This window comes from Desulfogranum japonicum DSM 18378, assembly GCF_000429945.1.
Lineage (GTDB): Bacteria > Desulfobacterota > Desulfobulbia > Desulfobulbales > Desulfobulbaceae > Desulfogranum > Desulfogranum japonicum.
The window spans coordinates 184,675-198,698 of the sequence record NZ_KE386993.1 but is presented as its reverse complement, the minus strand read 5'-3'; the positions used below and the strand labels follow the sequence as shown (position 1 = coordinate 198,698).

Annotated in this window: 12 protein-coding genes and 3 pseudogenes; 4 read left to right on the top strand and 11 right to left on the bottom strand. The window is 38.6% G+C overall.

Annotated features, from left to right (window positions below; translation table 11 throughout):
* Window positions 1-375 precede the first annotated feature (375 nt).
* From G493_RS0123735 to G493_RS34950, 3 genes and pseudogenes are all read right to left on the bottom strand, one after another.
* Complete coding sequence (locus tag G493_RS0123735; RefSeq protein ID WP_035275801.1) at window positions 376-1,743, bottom strand: sigma-54-dependent transcriptional regulator; 1,368 nt, start codon at window positions 1,741-1,743, stop codon at window positions 376-378.
* 228 nt (window positions 1,744-1,971) lie between these two features.
* Window positions 1,972-3,480 carry a sensor histidine kinase gene (locus G493_RS0123730; RefSeq protein WP_084813746.1) on the bottom strand — a complete coding sequence of 503 codons (1,509 nt, stop codon included), beginning with the start codon at window positions 3,478-3,480 and terminating at the stop codon, window positions 1,972-1,974.
* Window positions 3,481-3,691: 211 nt separating this feature from the next.
* Window positions 3,692-3,754, bottom strand: a pseudogene (locus G493_RS34950) (hypothetical protein); the annotation flags it as partial.
* Window positions 3,755-3,787: 33 nt separating this feature from the next.
* Here G493_RS34950 and G493_RS34945 point away from each other — a divergent pair.
* Entirely contained in the window at window positions 3,788-4,390 is a 603-nt protein-coding gene (locus G493_RS34945) for a hypothetical protein (protein ID WP_205623752.1), read from the top strand.
* A gap of 312 nt (window positions 4,391-4,702) precedes the next feature.
* Here the strand turns inward: G493_RS34945 and G493_RS0123715 are convergent, their stop codons facing one another.
* The 4 genes from G493_RS0123715 to G493_RS34720 form a co-directional block, all read right to left on the bottom strand.
* Window positions 4,703-5,587 (bottom strand): hypothetical protein, encoded by an 885-nt coding sequence (locus tag G493_RS0123715; protein ID WP_028582334.1) that lies wholly within the window; start codon window positions 5,585-5,587, stop codon window positions 4,703-4,705.
* Window positions 5,584-6,393 carry an ABC transporter permease gene (locus G493_RS0123710; protein WP_153306658.1) on the bottom strand — a complete coding sequence of 270 codons (810 nt, stop codon included), beginning with the start codon at window positions 6,391-6,393 and terminating at the stop codon, window positions 5,584-5,586. The genes G493_RS0123715 and G493_RS0123710 overlap by 4 nt, the downstream gene beginning before the upstream one ends.
* 10 nt (window positions 6,394-6,403) lie before the next feature.
* Window positions 6,404-7,126 (bottom strand): ABC transporter ATP-binding protein, encoded by a 723-nt coding sequence (locus tag G493_RS31075; RefSeq protein ID WP_035275800.1) that lies wholly within the window; start codon window positions 7,124-7,126, stop codon window positions 6,404-6,406.
* A 183-nt stretch (window positions 7,127-7,309) separates the two neighbouring features.
* The gene (locus G493_RS34720; protein WP_269746350.1) at window positions 7,310-7,987 is read right to left on the bottom strand and encodes a type IV pilin protein; all 678 of its coding nucleotides are present in this window, start codon (window positions 7,985-7,987) and stop codon (window positions 7,310-7,312) included.
* A gap of 613 nt (window positions 7,988-8,600) precedes the next feature.
* Between G493_RS34720 and G493_RS33235 the strand changes: the two are divergent.
* A pseudogene (locus tag G493_RS33235) lies at window positions 8,601-8,817 on the top strand (IS3 family transposase); the annotation flags it as partial.
* 30 nt (window positions 8,818-8,847) lie between these two features.
* Here G493_RS33235 and G493_RS33900 read toward each other — a convergent pair.
* Window positions 8,848-9,011: pseudogene (locus G493_RS33900) on the bottom strand (IS1595 family transposase); the annotation flags it as partial.
* 518 nt (window positions 9,012-9,529) lie between these two features.
* Between G493_RS33900 and G493_RS0123685 the strand changes: the two are divergent.
* Together G493_RS0123685 and G493_RS0123680 are read left to right on the top strand one after the other, a co-directional pair.
* On the top strand, window positions 9,530-10,732 hold the full coding sequence (locus G493_RS0123685; protein ID WP_028582331.1) for a putative phage abortive infection protein: 1,203 nt from the start codon (window positions 9,530-9,532) through the stop codon (window positions 10,730-10,732).
* 332 nt (window positions 10,733-11,064) lie between these two features.
* Window positions 11,065-12,597, top strand: a complete 1,533-nt coding sequence (locus G493_RS0123680; protein WP_028582330.1) for a KAP family P-loop NTPase fold protein — start codon at window positions 11,065-11,067, stop codon at window positions 12,595-12,597.
* A gap of 101 nt (window positions 12,598-12,698) precedes the next feature.
* Here G493_RS0123680 and G493_RS33640 read toward each other — a convergent pair whose 3' ends face one another.
* The 3 genes from G493_RS33640 to G493_RS0123665 all read right to left on the bottom strand — a co-directional run bounded on the left by G493_RS33640 (window position 12,699) and on the right by G493_RS0123665 (window position 13,936).
* Complete coding sequence (locus G493_RS33640) at window positions 12,699-12,857, bottom strand: hypothetical protein (protein WP_153306657.1); 159 nt, start codon at window positions 12,855-12,857, stop codon at window positions 12,699-12,701.
* A gap of 1 nt (window position 12,858) precedes the next feature.
* The gene (locus tag G493_RS0123670) at window positions 12,859-13,140 is read right to left on the bottom strand and encodes a hypothetical protein (RefSeq protein WP_028582329.1); all 282 of its coding nucleotides are present in this window, start codon (window positions 13,138-13,140) and stop codon (window positions 12,859-12,861) included.
* 238 nt (window positions 13,141-13,378) lie between these two features.
* A complete protein-coding gene (locus G493_RS0123665; RefSeq protein WP_028582328.1) occupies window positions 13,379-13,936 on the bottom strand; it encodes a recombinase family protein in 558 nt (185 codons plus the stop codon).
* Window positions 13,937-14,024 lie beyond the last annotated feature (88 nt).

The following is a 14,024-nucleotide window of genomic DNA, read 5'->3' as shown; positions in this document are numbered from 1 at the left end:
AGGTGAATGGTATCACTACCGCCAGCAATGTATATGCAAACCAAACCTTTCTCTTTTGCCCCTGCTTGGTGTTTGAAAATTGTGCTTGCAGAGGAGAAAGTAAATCCTTTAATATGAACATGGTGAGTTGCTCCTTTTGGTATATTTTCAGTTACTTAGTACTAATTGAACTATACCATAGTGGCGCTCACCTTTCACCTCTTATCATGTTGATATTGCGTAATATATTTATATTTCCGACTCAAGATAGGCACAGAAAATGAACCGCTTTTTAATAGTCATTCTCATATAAAAACGTTTCCCATGTTTACGGTTTAGCTTTTAACCTTGCCGCACAATTTTCAGGAAACTTCAGATATTAAGAAAAGTATCTTTTTAATGAATTCCATATTCTTTAATTTTACTCAGTAATGACGGATAACTGATTTCTAACAATTCTGAAGCTTTGGACTTATTTCCTCCTGTTTCACACAACGCCTTACTTATGAGTTGTCGCTCCAGGATACGGCTTCCCTCTTTTATAGAAAACGTATTTAACGCCTGTGCCAACACATCTTCTGTCGCTGCATTTTGTTGTAAAGCAGGTGGCAAAATATTCGGTTCAAGAGTCTCGGAATCGCTAAGTAATACTGCTCGCTCCATTACATTCTTTAATTCACGAACATTACCCGGCCATGGATACTGCATAAATACCCCCATGGTTGCTGGCGCAATAGTACGAACAGGTCGTTGAAATCGGAAAGCATATCTCTCAAGAAAATATTGTGCCAGTTGGTTGATATCTTCATTTCGTTTTCTCAAAGGCGGTATTTTAATCTGTAGTACATTCAGCCGAAACAAAAGATCTTCGCGAAATCGCCCTTGCGCAACTTCCTGCTCCAAATCGCGCGCTGTCGCAGCAATGACCCGAACATCGATGGAAATGGGTCTTGCAGAACCTACAGGACGAACCTCTCTTTCCTGCAGCACACGCAACAGATTCACCTGAATCACTAATGGGAGTTCGCCGATTTCATCAAGAAAAATAGTTCCCCCATCAGCCTCTTCAAAAAGGCCTTTCTTGTTTTTATCAGCTCCTGTGAATGCACCTTTCACATAACCAAACAATTCAGTTTCCACCAGATTTTCAGGGAGGCCTCCACAATTAATGGCAATAAAGGGTTTCATTTTTCTTGGGCTTGCATCATGTATTCCCTTAGCAAACAACTCCTTGCCTGTTCCGGATTCACCAGTGATCAACACCGTGGTAGTATAGGGTGCAATTTTACGAGCCAGTTTACCTAGCTCCTGCATTTCATCAGAATGCCCCACCATACCATCAAAAAGGAAAGATTCCTGTTCTTTGGATACATACTTACGCAACTGATCATTTTCAAAGCGTAACTTTTGACGCTCTTCTGCTTTTTTTAGAACAAGCAATATTTCATCAGCCTTGAAAGGTTTGGAAATATAGTCATAGGCGCCTCGTTTCATTGCCTCCAAGGCTATATCCACTGTTCCATAAGCAGACATCATAATTACAGAAGGTGTCGCGCTTTGCTGCGACAATTGGTGGAGAAATTCTAATCCATCCATTTCTGGCATACGGATATCACACAATATGAAATCAAAGGATTGCCGGGCCAAACTCTCAAGCGCTTGGATACCTGACCCCACAGTTTCAACCACATACCCTTCTTTGCGCAGAAGAGCCTGTAGAAAATGTTGCATATTTGCCTCGTCATCCACAACGAGGACTTTCATAGCTAAGCTAGCTGCCATTATATATTTACCTTAGAATTACAAAACAAACAGGTGATGCGCGTTCAAGTATTGTGTAGCGCAAAAGATTTGCTGGAAAATAATATTAATGATCCTAGTACAGAAAATTTTACGAAAGTATCAGCGTTCAAAAATGTTACTTTGCCCAGTAACGTCTCGCAGAAAAAGTGAAAGAATTCACGATAACTTTGACCGACGAACGCTTATAATCTATTTATATATGGGTAACCTGATCGTAACCGTAGTCCCTTTGCCAGGGTAACTTTGGATATCCAGTGATCCGCCTTCGCTTTCAAGTATAGCAGATGACACAGATAATCCTAGTCCTGTTCCTTTGCCGATGACCTTAGTTGTAAAAAAAGGTTCAGTTACCTTGGAGAGCATTTCAGGCTCAATCCCCACACCATTATCTCGTATTATCACCATGACCAATTTACCTGAATCGTCATTCTCACATCGAGTTGATATATATACATATTTATCTTGGACATCGGTTACTTTGTCAAAAGAATCAACAGCATTGAGCAAACAATTAAGCATGGTTTGCCGAATTTCGTTTTCGGACGAATATATAATGTCCTGACAATCGAACTGGGTAATAAAACGAATACTCTGCCCACATTTTACCTGAAGCAACTCCACAATCTCTCTAATCATATTTTGCAGAGAAAACTCTGTTCGTTGTTGCTCCATCTGTACTTGACGACAATAACACAGTAATTGCTGGATAAGACGATGAATACGCTCCAACTCTCCTTCAACCCTGTTCAGGTACTCCTCTTGTTCATCTGGCTGGAGATCTTTTCGCTTTAGCAGCCCCACATACCCCAATACAATCCCTAATGGATTACCAATTTCATGTGCAAGGCCGGCAGTTAACTGACCTGTAGCTGCCAACCGCTCGGCTTTAATCATGTCATTACGGGTTTCCTGCAATTCTTTATTTCTATTTTCCAACTCTTGAACTGTACGGGTAAGCTTTTGGTGATCACTGTGTATGCGGTCGACCATGCTATACAATGCATTAGAAAGTTGTGAAAACTCGCTGGTTCCAGAATAAGAAAGAAAAATATCTTTTTCAGATAACGTATGATGGGAGACCAGGTCAACCAAACGATCAAGAGGCCGCATTATAAGTCGCCGCATGCGGAAAAAAATCAGAACGGAAAAAACCATGGCATTAAACAAAACATATACCAGGATGACTTTTTCCTGCAGGAAAAGGTTCGTCCAATACCTGGAAAGGGGAATCGCTAAACCAATACCATTGAAAGGCTTCTCTCGAGATGAAAATTTCAACCAGACATAGACATAGGAATCAGGAGCAAGAAATGCAAAAAATGGGTTATGAGTAAACACAACCGAAGACTCTTTATTTTCCTTGTAAAGAAGGCCGCCCCTCAGCATATCGGAAAAATATACCAGGCATTGCTGATCTCCAGTTTTATAAGTTGCACCACGATATTGCATGACAGCACATACAGCTCCTCCAAACTCAAGGCTAACACTAAGCAAGCGCCCTTTATTGAGCCTGTAATTGTCCTGCTGATCTATATCAAGGATCTCATGCACCATCTTCACCGACTGTTGGGCCTGACGGACACCTTTACGAATATCTATTGCGTGCCAAAACACCAGAGTGACCAAATTGGCCAATATCATACCAATACTTAGTAATACAAAAATAGAAGTGCTTAGTGAAAATTTCAGACTACTCATATCATCCTTATATCACAAATTATGATTCAAAATGGTAGTTGAATAAGACATAAAAAAGAAATGAGGTATTCTGTTGGGATCAAACCGCGAAGAACAACTCCAACACAAACAATACAGTCATGAGTGAACATAAAATCATTATCCAGAAAAAGCCAGGAGAGTTTTTTGATGCTCCACTTCTTTTGCACGCATTTGTTGAATGCTTTCTCCATCAATTATAATAGACATCGATATAATTAAAGAGTGAGCGTTCTGCTTCCTCTGGGCTCTGGAATCTGACATGATTGACGAGTTGACTTTTTAATAAGTGAAAAAAAGATTCAGCCGCAGCGACTTAATTCCAGTCATGATGCTACTGAGACTCGCGTTTTACTCAGGAAGGCCGACAAGGTTTCCTACATTATCAAATGGAACCCGAGAAGTGGGGATACCAGAGAATTGCGGAAACGTGCCTTTGAACATGGCATTGCGGATGAGTCTCGAGAAAAAAAAAGTAGCTCTTTTAACCACTTGCATAATTCAAGAGCACAAAGAGATAAAGTATCGTTTTACCAAGTTGGTCCGTGTTATTGAAGGGACAATTGATAAACATCGTTCAAAGCTACGGCTTCACCAGGTTACTCTTGAAGGATGGTGGACGAACTTGACTCTTCCAGAATCCAAAATTATTTCACTCTTTAAAAATCATGGTTTAAGTGAGCAGTTTCACAGCGAGTTTAAAACAGATTTAGATTTGGAGCGATTGCCCAGCGGAAAGTATACTACCAACGCCCTGGTGATATCGCAGGGAGTCTTCGCCGATAATATTTTACGATACATAGGGCAACTCGGTCTTCTTGGAGATAAGTCTCCAGTTAGACACCCGGCCAAAAGACGACGCTTAAAAACTGTTATCCAGGAGTTGATGTAAACTGGCAGCAAGACTGGTACGAAGTGGAAATCGGTTACGACGACGGTTCAATTACCACTGTTCTGCATTTGATGCCTTCAAGAGTGTGCATGAACGGTTACTTGCCTGACTGCTTCAAGGCTACCTACAATTTACCACTCAATGGGAGAGATGCGTCCTTATGATGCAATTATAGTCAGACTTTCGAAGATCGAACCGCCTGGACCGTACGATAGTGTGGACCAGGTTGGTACTTTGCTCAAATGACAAGCAAAAAAAATCGAATACATGTTTATGCTTCAATTGTCAAAACTGGCTTAACTGATTCAGAAATCAGTTATTTTTTATGTTAATTTCGTCAAAGGCAATTTCACCATTCCTATTATTATAATAAAATTTTTCCGCGTAAGGGTTATCTGGAATCTTCCATAGGTACTTTTTATAGACTAAGTAATTTAACGAAAAAGGAAAAAATCCATTCTTCTTTTTGTATTCAAGTATTTTTTCTTTAATTACAACTAAACCGTTTAAGGCTTCAATACGGTCATTGATTTCTTTTAACCTATTTTTTTTATCTGCATCATTGGTTATATCAGTATTATTAAGTAGTTCGTTTCGTATACTTTGTAGCAACGCTGTGGCCGCAAGGGTTGAATCTAATCCTGATTTAGAAGATAAGCGAGAACCAAGAACTGCAAGTAATACAGGGGCGTCTTTAATTTTAGCGGCATGCAACAATTGCATACCTGCATTTTCATAATCATTCAGAAAGTAATACGAATTAAATCCCATGTAATAGCCAGGTCGCCAGTCATAGGGGCGAGCATCTCGCGAAATTGCAAGCAATTTATTTGCTTTTTGAGGCCTGTGAGCTCTCCATGGAAGTATTCCCTGTACGAGCATGTAGCTCTGTTGAAAAAAAGGATCAAGGTTCAAAGTTTGCTTAAAAAGTGCTTCGATATTATCCCAATCTTGTTCTGTTTTCTTTTGCTTACTTCCAACAAATGCACTTATATCAAGAATGATTTTATCTGCTATTAAGCCGCTGAATTCTCCTGAGAATATTTTTAAGAGTGATGGCGGTAGTGCCAGGACTAACGAAGAGCTTTGAAAGGAAAATTTTGTTCGTTGACGTAAAAGATATAGGTTACTTGCCGCAAAACCGCCAAGCATCAAAAGACAGATTGCAGACAGAAGTATTTTGTTAATAATCTTCATCCAATTTCTTTTTTGTTAAATATATAAGTCGATATAAGTAATATCAAACCAATATAGGATATTCCATAAATCGCAATCATTAGACAATACATATAATCAACATGTAAACCGTAGGCAGCAGTAGTTTTTAAGTCAAAGGCTTTTAAATTCGGAAAAATCCAGGTGACTCCATGAAGAACCCAAACAAGAAAGGGATTATTCTCGAAATTAGGATCATTCAAAATCAGATATTTTGTTGTTTCCAGCATGTTACCAATGAAATAGGTTCCACTGGAAAATAGCATGGCAGTATAGGGGTGCGTTGTAACAAGCACCCAAAAAAAACTTAATGCCATTACTATGAAAAGCGTAAGGTTAATAAAACACCACGAAAGAAAAAAGGTTGGCCATGAGAAGTTTAGAGGAGATGCGCTTGGATAATTATGCATCACTAGAGTTATGGAAAGCCAGGAGCAAGCCCCGAGAAAAAGACTAGATATAAAAACTATAGCACATAATCCCAAGTATTTACCTATAATATATTGCCATCGGGCAACTGGCTTAGACAGGATAAAATATATATTCTTATTGGAAATATCAGCCCCCAGAATCTGGATACCCAAAAAAAAGATAAACAGTAATCCTGCCAGGGAGATGATTGATAAGGAAACATCAACAGTCACTTTACCGAGTTCCCAATTAAAGAACCCTGAAATGCCTATATTAACAAGAAAAAGCGCGAGACCAGCGAACAATATACCATGTAACCCTTTGTTACGAATAGTGTCTTTAAACGTTATATGGGTAATTAATAAAATTTTACTCATAACAATAATATCAGTGCCTTTGAACAAGATTTATAAAAGCTTTTTCAAGCTGATCTTCTTTGGTAAAATCATGGATCGGTCCACAAAAAAGGAGCCTTCCCTGATGAAGAATTCCTATCCTATCGCAAATGGCTTCAACGTCATTAAGGATGTGGGTGCAGAAAAAAACGGTTTTATTCTGGGCTTTTAATTCTTTTATTATTTCCGCAACAAGATGTCGTCCCATGGGATCCAAGCCGCTCATAGGTTCATCGAAGATGAAAATTTGCGGATCATGAATCAGGGCGGATGCGAGTCCAAGGCGTTGTTTCATGCCTTTTGAAAATTTTTTGACTTTTTTGTCAGCTGCGTTTGCAAGGTTTACCTTTTGTAAAATCGCATTTACTTTCTTTGCAACTGCATTAACGGAAAGCCCAGATGCTTTCCCTGCAAAAGTTACAATTTCTCTGCCAGTTAAATTTTCATAAAAACACGGGCTTTCAGGAAGGTAACCTATTGATTGTTGAGTCTGAACCTTCCCAATTTCCTGACCCAGTATATACAATTTACCCGAATCAGGTCGCAGGAAATTCAGGAGCATTTTTATCGATGTACTTTTTCCAGCACCATTAGGACCTATGAAACCAAATATTTCACCGGGCATGATCTCAAGGGTAAGCTCATGCAAAACTGGAATTTTTTTTAGGTTACTTCGGAAGCTTTTACTGACCGATTGAAATTGAATGGCTTGCATGCAACTGGATACTTGTTGAGTTTAAGTCATTCTCGATGAAAGATACGATATTTATCAGACATCTCAACTGACGGAATTAGAACACTATATGTATAATTATTACAGGATGTGGAGAAAGGGCAACAAAAAAACCTCCCCAGAGTATACTGGAGAGGTTTTTTACGAACATCTGAAAGTTGGGTCTTACATCTGCGCCCAGGTCGGTGTTGGAAGACCATTACCGCCTTGACCACCGATGTCGTCACCCACGCTGGTTGCTAAACCACCTGTATTAGCACCAGGGTTGTGAGGGGTAGCTTGCAGACCAGCAGCGCTTGGCCAGTTCGGATTGGATACAGAAAACATGGTGTTGTCAAGATCGCTGTCTATTCCGTATGCAGTGTCACCTCTAAAATGACGGGTAAAAAGGGTATAGTGCGAGTTCAGGTTAGCATCGTTGATGTCAATTGCTTGGGCAATCATATTTGTACCAAGGGAGACACCGATAGCCAGTGTCCTTGGTGTTGCGGTGATTGTTGTACCGACAAGGCGCGCTCCACCTGCACCGGCAGTGGCAGAACTTGCCAGAGCCACGTCCACGACAGTATCAGCAGCAGCCGCACCGCTATCAGGTTGTGTCAGATCTAAGTTTGCTACTTCTGTATGACCGTACACTCCCAGTTCTGAATTCAAGTTGGCTTGATCGGCCTTCAGGTTATGTGCCACAGCTTTTGCTGCAGTGTTGTAACTTCTCAATCGATAACTCATAAACTGAGGAACAGCAATGGCTGCAAGAATACCGATGATGGCAACTACGATCATCAACTCGACCAGGGTAAAACCAGATTCGGCTTTCATTTTGCGAAAAGCTTTCATGTTCATGTGTGTCTCCTTAAAATGATGAGGGGGGAAAAGTTTTTAGTTAACAAATAATGTTTACCTTTCATGGCTCAATTAAAGCAGATTACGTGCCACACTGATTCTTTTCTTTGAAAAAAAAAAATTATCATAATAAGTCAAAAGGTTACACTACATACTTTTTTTCAAACAATTTGAACATAACCCGTGCCTGCAAAATTTAGATGTTCTCTGGTGACGTTCACTGTCTGGTAGTGACAAATTGTGTCACCGATGACACGTTCAATCACCCAATAGAATGATACGTACGCTTAATATGATGAAACGAAAACAACAATATCTCTATTAATTATTTTTTTACCAACTTTTCGACGGGTATTATTCTGTATAAATGCCAAGTCTCTTCAAGAATACTTCTTGAGCTGGGTGCGTGCGTATTCCAGTGATTTTGGACACACAATCCAGTTGAAGGCGGCCCCCTTGGTCAGAGCGCAGCGACGCGTATCATTTACCCACTTTCTCAGGTCTTAGTCTGTCCAGCTTGCTTTCTTTTTCTCATCGAACCTCTTTTTAAATTTAATAGTGTGCACATTGTGGGCCAGTCTATCCAATATAGCATCGGCTAATATTGGATAGAGATTGTTGGGACAACGCAGTTGCTGAAAGCTTTTTTGCTTCATTGAAAAAAGGAACGGATTCACTCTGCTTCCTATAAAACCTGGGAGCAAGCCAAGAGTGACATAATTGACTACATTGAAATGTATTACAACAGCTTCAGACGTCACAGTTTCCTTGGCAATTTATGTCCAAAAAAATTCTTGAACAATTGGATGAAACTGAAAATGGTTGCATGAAAAAACTGTCTACTTTTACTTGACCATTCCAATATGCTTGGAAAGTCGCAGAGCAGACATCCCTCCCTTATCAGATACCCCAAGGTAAATTGCCCAAAACCATTTCACAAGTGGCACTTTAGTGGCATGGAACAAGGTGTCAGCAGTAACAAAAACCTGAGGCGGCACTTCGAACATTGATAGAGTTGCCTCGAGCAATCGTACTGAACTTTTTAGAGCCACATTTCTTTTTTGATGTGATATTTTCCGCGAATATCTTTGGGAATTCTAGCACGAAAATGAAAGACGCCAAAACGGTTCTTGAAAACGTAGGAAGGCACATGCGATTTCATTTTGTGTGACACCTCTGTGTGACACTGTTGAAATCTTGCGCGCTACAAAATCGTTAAGCTCGAGAAATATTTAGAGATTACAACAAGATGGCTGGGGGACAGGGACGGAATCTCTGAAATCAGCACGCAAGAATGCAATAAGTCAAGACCTTTAGCCCCCCTTTCGCGTGACACCCCTGTGTGACACTCTTAAATAGATAACACATTCTCGCTTCGCCTCAAAGAAAATTCCGCGAATTAGGAATTTCTGATCATCGCCCTACCCTATTTCCAAGACAGATTTATTTGCCATTCATTATGATCGCGCTATAGTGGGTTGATCTTACGATCGAATTATTCCGTAAAAACTTTTATTACCTGAGTTACAAGGAATATTACTTATGCACTATAAAATTACCAAGGATGGGATAGATAATCTCAAGAAAATATTAAAGGAAAATAACCTCACAAATTTAGAACGATTAATTGGACTCAAATTCGAATCGGAAAGCGACTTTCTTAAGATTCTTCATGTTTTGCTTGGCAATGATGGCACTTACGAAAATTATGGCTGCAAAATAATAAAGGAGTTTGAAATAAACGAAAGAAAGGCGCCTTATCTATCGTTATGGGAAAGCTTTCGTTCTTACAAATGGGTATTTATTGGGATATGTTTGTTTATCATAACACTATACATTATATTTTTCTTTGCAGAATACCCACCGAAAGGAATTCCTTCTGAGCCAAATGCAACATCGTCTAAACCTGACGGATCAATTTTTGGATCAATCGGTGATAGTTTTGGCGCGATAAACACCTTATTCTCTGGTATAGCATTCGCTGCACTTATAATTTCAATACACATACAGCAAAAAGAATTAAGAAACAATATAGAACAAATAGAACTTAACAGAATAGAATTTATAAGTCAAAACAATGTATTATCTAAACAAAGATTTGAGAATACCTTTTTTAGACTAATAGAAATGTATAACGAAATCGTTAACTCTATTGTTTTCGAACAAACCAAAAAGGAATATGTCGGGGATGAACCCTATTTATATGGCGGAGTTTCGACTAGAGGTCAATATAACAAATACAAAAAAGACGAAATGGGATTTTACAAGGAGGTAAATACTACATACACAGGAAGAGAATCATTTAAATATGCTCTTTATTATTTTGGGTTTAAAGTAGATAACAATGAAACAACACCTATTTTAAATATAGTTAATTCATATGATAATCCAATAACAAGATACAGTAAATGCTATGATCATATAGCACCTTCATTCGAACATTATCACAAAATATTGTACCAAATAATAAATTTAATAAAAGAGAATGAAGAATTAAATGGAAATTACTCTAAAGTTTACTCTAAAATTATAAGATCAATGCTAACAAGAAACGAATTAGAACTATTATTTTTTCATGGTCTTGGAAGTATAGGAGTAAAAAAATTTAAAAAATTAATTGAAAGATACAAATTATTTGAACATCTGCCACTTGATTTAGACGATATTCATAGTAATATATGCGAATATGAAATAGATGCGTATGGTAATAATGAAAAAACAAAAAAAGAATATTTGAAAAAATAAAATTTATTAATTATCATTGTTATTATCAGTCAAATAAAAAAATTTACAAAATGGTTATTAGGAGCTCTTTGACAATGTTTAGCATTCTATCAGTCCTAGGGTAATACGTGTCAAGCCTTCAGAGTTATTTGAGTTGCCATTTTATATCGATCTTTGGAGAATTTCACCAAATATTGCTAGATTACAATGTTTTTAGTAAAAATAGCCCAGTAGACTGCTTATGCGGGGGTTCGGAAGTACATAGAATCATGCACAAACTGGGCGAATATACAGACCTTAGAGATCTTATCAATTTACACGTTATCAAACCCCTTAAAATTAAAGGATAAATAGTGTCTAAAACTATCTTCGGCGATAATTGGGAAATAGATAAACTAGAAAGAGAGGAAGAAGCCGCTTTCTTGTCTGAGTATTTAATCGGAAAAAGCAAACTAGGACACAGTGAATTAAACGATGGTTCATTTGTATTAAATGTTAATGCTGAATGGGGTTTTGGAAAAACATACTTCCTGACAAATTGGGCAGACGAGCTTTCTGCAAAGGGACATCCTGTAGTCTATTTTGATGCATGGCAAAATGATTTCTCAAAAGAGCCATTGATAGCTTTTATTTCGACAATCAACGCTCAACTTGACCCTTATTTCAATAAAAAAATTGGTAAAAAAAGAGCTACGAAAGTCAAGCATTTATTGTCAGAGTGGTATAATAAAGGTAAAAAACTTGCAAGCCCATCTTCACCTTTCCTCTGGAGCATTGCAGCGAAAAAATTAGCAGGAATGTCTATTGAGCAAATAGGTGAGCTTTTTGATGAAGAAATAGACGAAGAAACTTCCACTGAACTAGATAAGGAGAATAAAGAGCTAAAAAAGGAAGTAGAAAATACAGTATCAACTGTCGTTTCTAAGGCTGCTGCGAGTCTCTTAGCTTCACACAATTCTACAAAGAAAACTATTGCAGATTTCAAAGTAAGCTTAGAGAATTTAACACATCATTTAAATACTTTAAAATCAATCAATATACCAATATTTATATTTGTCGATGAACTAGACCGTTGTCGCCCAAATTATGCTATTGAATTATTAGAAAATATAAAACACCTATTTGGTGTACCTGGAGTATATTTCATTGTAGCAACTGCGTCAGAACAGCTTTGCCATTCAATAAAAAAGATTTATGGTCAAGACTTTGATAGTTCTAGATATATTAAAAGATTTTTTGACCAGACATACAGCTTAAAGGAACCAGATAGAAAAAAATTTGCTGAATATTTATTTTATCAGTACAAGTTAGATACAAGACAAAACCTTTTTAGCCCTCTTGACCAGAAATTGTTTGAAGGGAAAAATATAAAGGTAGAGGCGTTTGCCATCATGTCAGACGCTTTGAATATTGGTCTTAGAGATATGATTCAATATTGTGTCATAATCGATTCAGTATGTTTAACCTTTACCGAAGCTCCTGTTCACCTTGTTTACCTAATTTTTCTCACATGGCTAAAAGATACCAGAAAAGATTTATATGATTTGATTGCAGGAGGGGTAGGTATTTCTAAGGATGAGATTCCTAAACTTAACCCAAGTTTAAGCAAGACAATAGCTACATATGCGCCTAAAGATCGTCACGGCAGCACTCTCTCAACGATTAGGGTTTCTGAGGTAATAAATGAATATATCAGACTTTCTGGAACAAGCCTAAATGCGATTTTTGAAAGTTGGAATCGCGGAGATCTCAAAAGAGATATAATTCGTTCCATAGAGTCATCTCTTCGAGGTGAAATGCCAAATTCTTATCCATCAGACACAACTCTAAATCACCACCTGTCACATTATCCAAAGCTTATTGAACAGGCAGGGAGAATCACATAACTTTTTTATGATTTAAGTGAAAAGAACAAAGACTAGACTCGCTGAAGCTCTCCGCACCACCGAGCACACTTCTGTCTAGCCTCTGGACATAGTATCAGTAATTAATCTTTTATCAGTTGCAGGTGCTCTTTAAAGCCCACCTTTGCCCCGATCACCGCGCCAGCAACCACAGTCACCGTAAACACCAGAGGCGCTATCTCTCCCCAAAAAAATACGATGTATAAAAGGACTGTCAGGATAGCTTTGAAGATATTCAGCATTTCACCACTCCCATTCTTCGCCGTCTTCATCGTCACCAAACCCCGGCATAGGCTCTGACTGCTCAATGCATCGGTCAATATTTGCCATCATCTCTTTTCGTTTCTCTGCTCGTTCATTATAGGTTGTTGCCAGTCGGTCAAGCTCATTCATTGTTGCTGTTCTGAGCACATGAGAACGTGAATATCCTAGCATCTCAGAAATACTGAGTAGCTGTTCAAACGATTCTTGTGGCAGATAAAAATTGACCATTACCATATTGTTTTTGTCTTTCCATCGATCCATAAAACCTCTCCCTATTCTAGTTGTTCTTACGAATTATTTATATTGGGAGAAAAAGGTCGTGCAGAGGGGAAACGTGATTTTCAGAAAAAAAGAAAGAAAAAAGGGAGTTTCAGAAGCATATTGGAGCTGGTTTTGTGGAGGTGCGAAGCTACCTACTCATACCTGGTAAAATGCGCTGGAATCAACGCCTACCGATTCTGACGGGAAGTGGTGGCGTCTTCTGTGCTCTACTACTTAATTATTTTATGATTTTATAAATCAGTGCTCGACTGCATCCATATTCTTTCGCAAGTTGCGTCGGCGTTGCACCTTCTGATTTCTTCTGTTTGATTTCTGCTTCTTGCTCTTTGGTCATTGAACGTGGACGACCAAGATGTTTGCCACGAGCTTTTGCAGCCTCTATGCCTTCTCTTTGCCGTTGCTTGATCAGTGACCGCTCAAACTGAGCAAAGTTTGCCAACATTCCGAACATGAGTTCCTGAATCGGATCTGCTTGTTTGCCAGGAACAAAAGTCATATTCTCTTTGTGAAAGGTTACGGTGACGCCTCTATCCAACAATTCGTTCACGATCTTGTGTAGGTCGATCACAGAGCGTCCTAACCGTGATAACTCGTGGACATGAACATGATCACCTTCCCGAACATAATTCAGCAAATCTTGAAGTTGCGGACGCTTCATATCCTTGCCAGAAACCTTTTCCTCAAACATCTTATCAATATTAATCCCGTCGAGCTGTCTATCGGTGTTCTGTTCGCTTGTACTGACTCGAATGTATCCTACGTTTGGTGCCATCATCTGCCCTCTGAGTGCCGTGAATGAATGTAATTGAAGTGTCACATTCAATATAGACCTTTGTGACACTGTTTTCCAGAGTGTCACGAAC

Coding starts and splice junctions, on each gene's coding strand:
- G493_RS0123735 (WP_035275801.1), bottom strand. CDS start 1,743: ATGAAAGTCCTCGTTGTGGATGACGAGGCAAATATGCAACATTTTCTA.
- G493_RS0123730 (WP_084813746.1), bottom strand. CDS start 3,480: ATGAGTAGTCTGAAATTTTCACTAAGCACTTCTATTTTTGTATTACTA.
- G493_RS0123715 (WP_028582334.1), bottom strand. CDS start 5,587: ATGAAGATTATTAACAAAATACTTCTGTCTGCAATCTGTCTTTTGATG.
- G493_RS0123710 (WP_153306658.1), bottom strand. CDS start 6,393: ATGAGTAAAATTTTATTAATTACCCATATAACGTTTAAAGACACTATT.
- G493_RS31075 (WP_035275800.1), bottom strand. CDS start 7,126: ATGCAAGCCATTCAATTTCAATCGGTCAGTAAAAGCTTCCGAAGTAAC.
- G493_RS34720 (WP_269746350.1), bottom strand. CDS start 7,987: ATGAACATGAAAGCTTTTCGCAAAATGAAAGCCGAATCTGGTTTTACC.
- G493_RS0123685 (WP_028582331.1), top strand. CDS start 9,530: ATGCACTATAAAATTACCAAGGATGGGATAGATAATCTCAAGAAAATA.
- G493_RS33640 (WP_153306657.1), bottom strand. CDS start 12,857: ATGCTGAATATCTTCAAAGCTATCCTGACAGTCCTTTTATACATCGTA.
- G493_RS0123670 (WP_028582329.1), bottom strand. CDS start 13,140: ATGGATCGATGGAAAGACAAAAACAATATGGTAATGGTCAATTTTTAT.
- G493_RS0123665 (WP_028582328.1), bottom strand. CDS start 13,936: ATGATGGCACCAAACGTAGGATACATTCGAGTCAGTACAAGCGAACAG.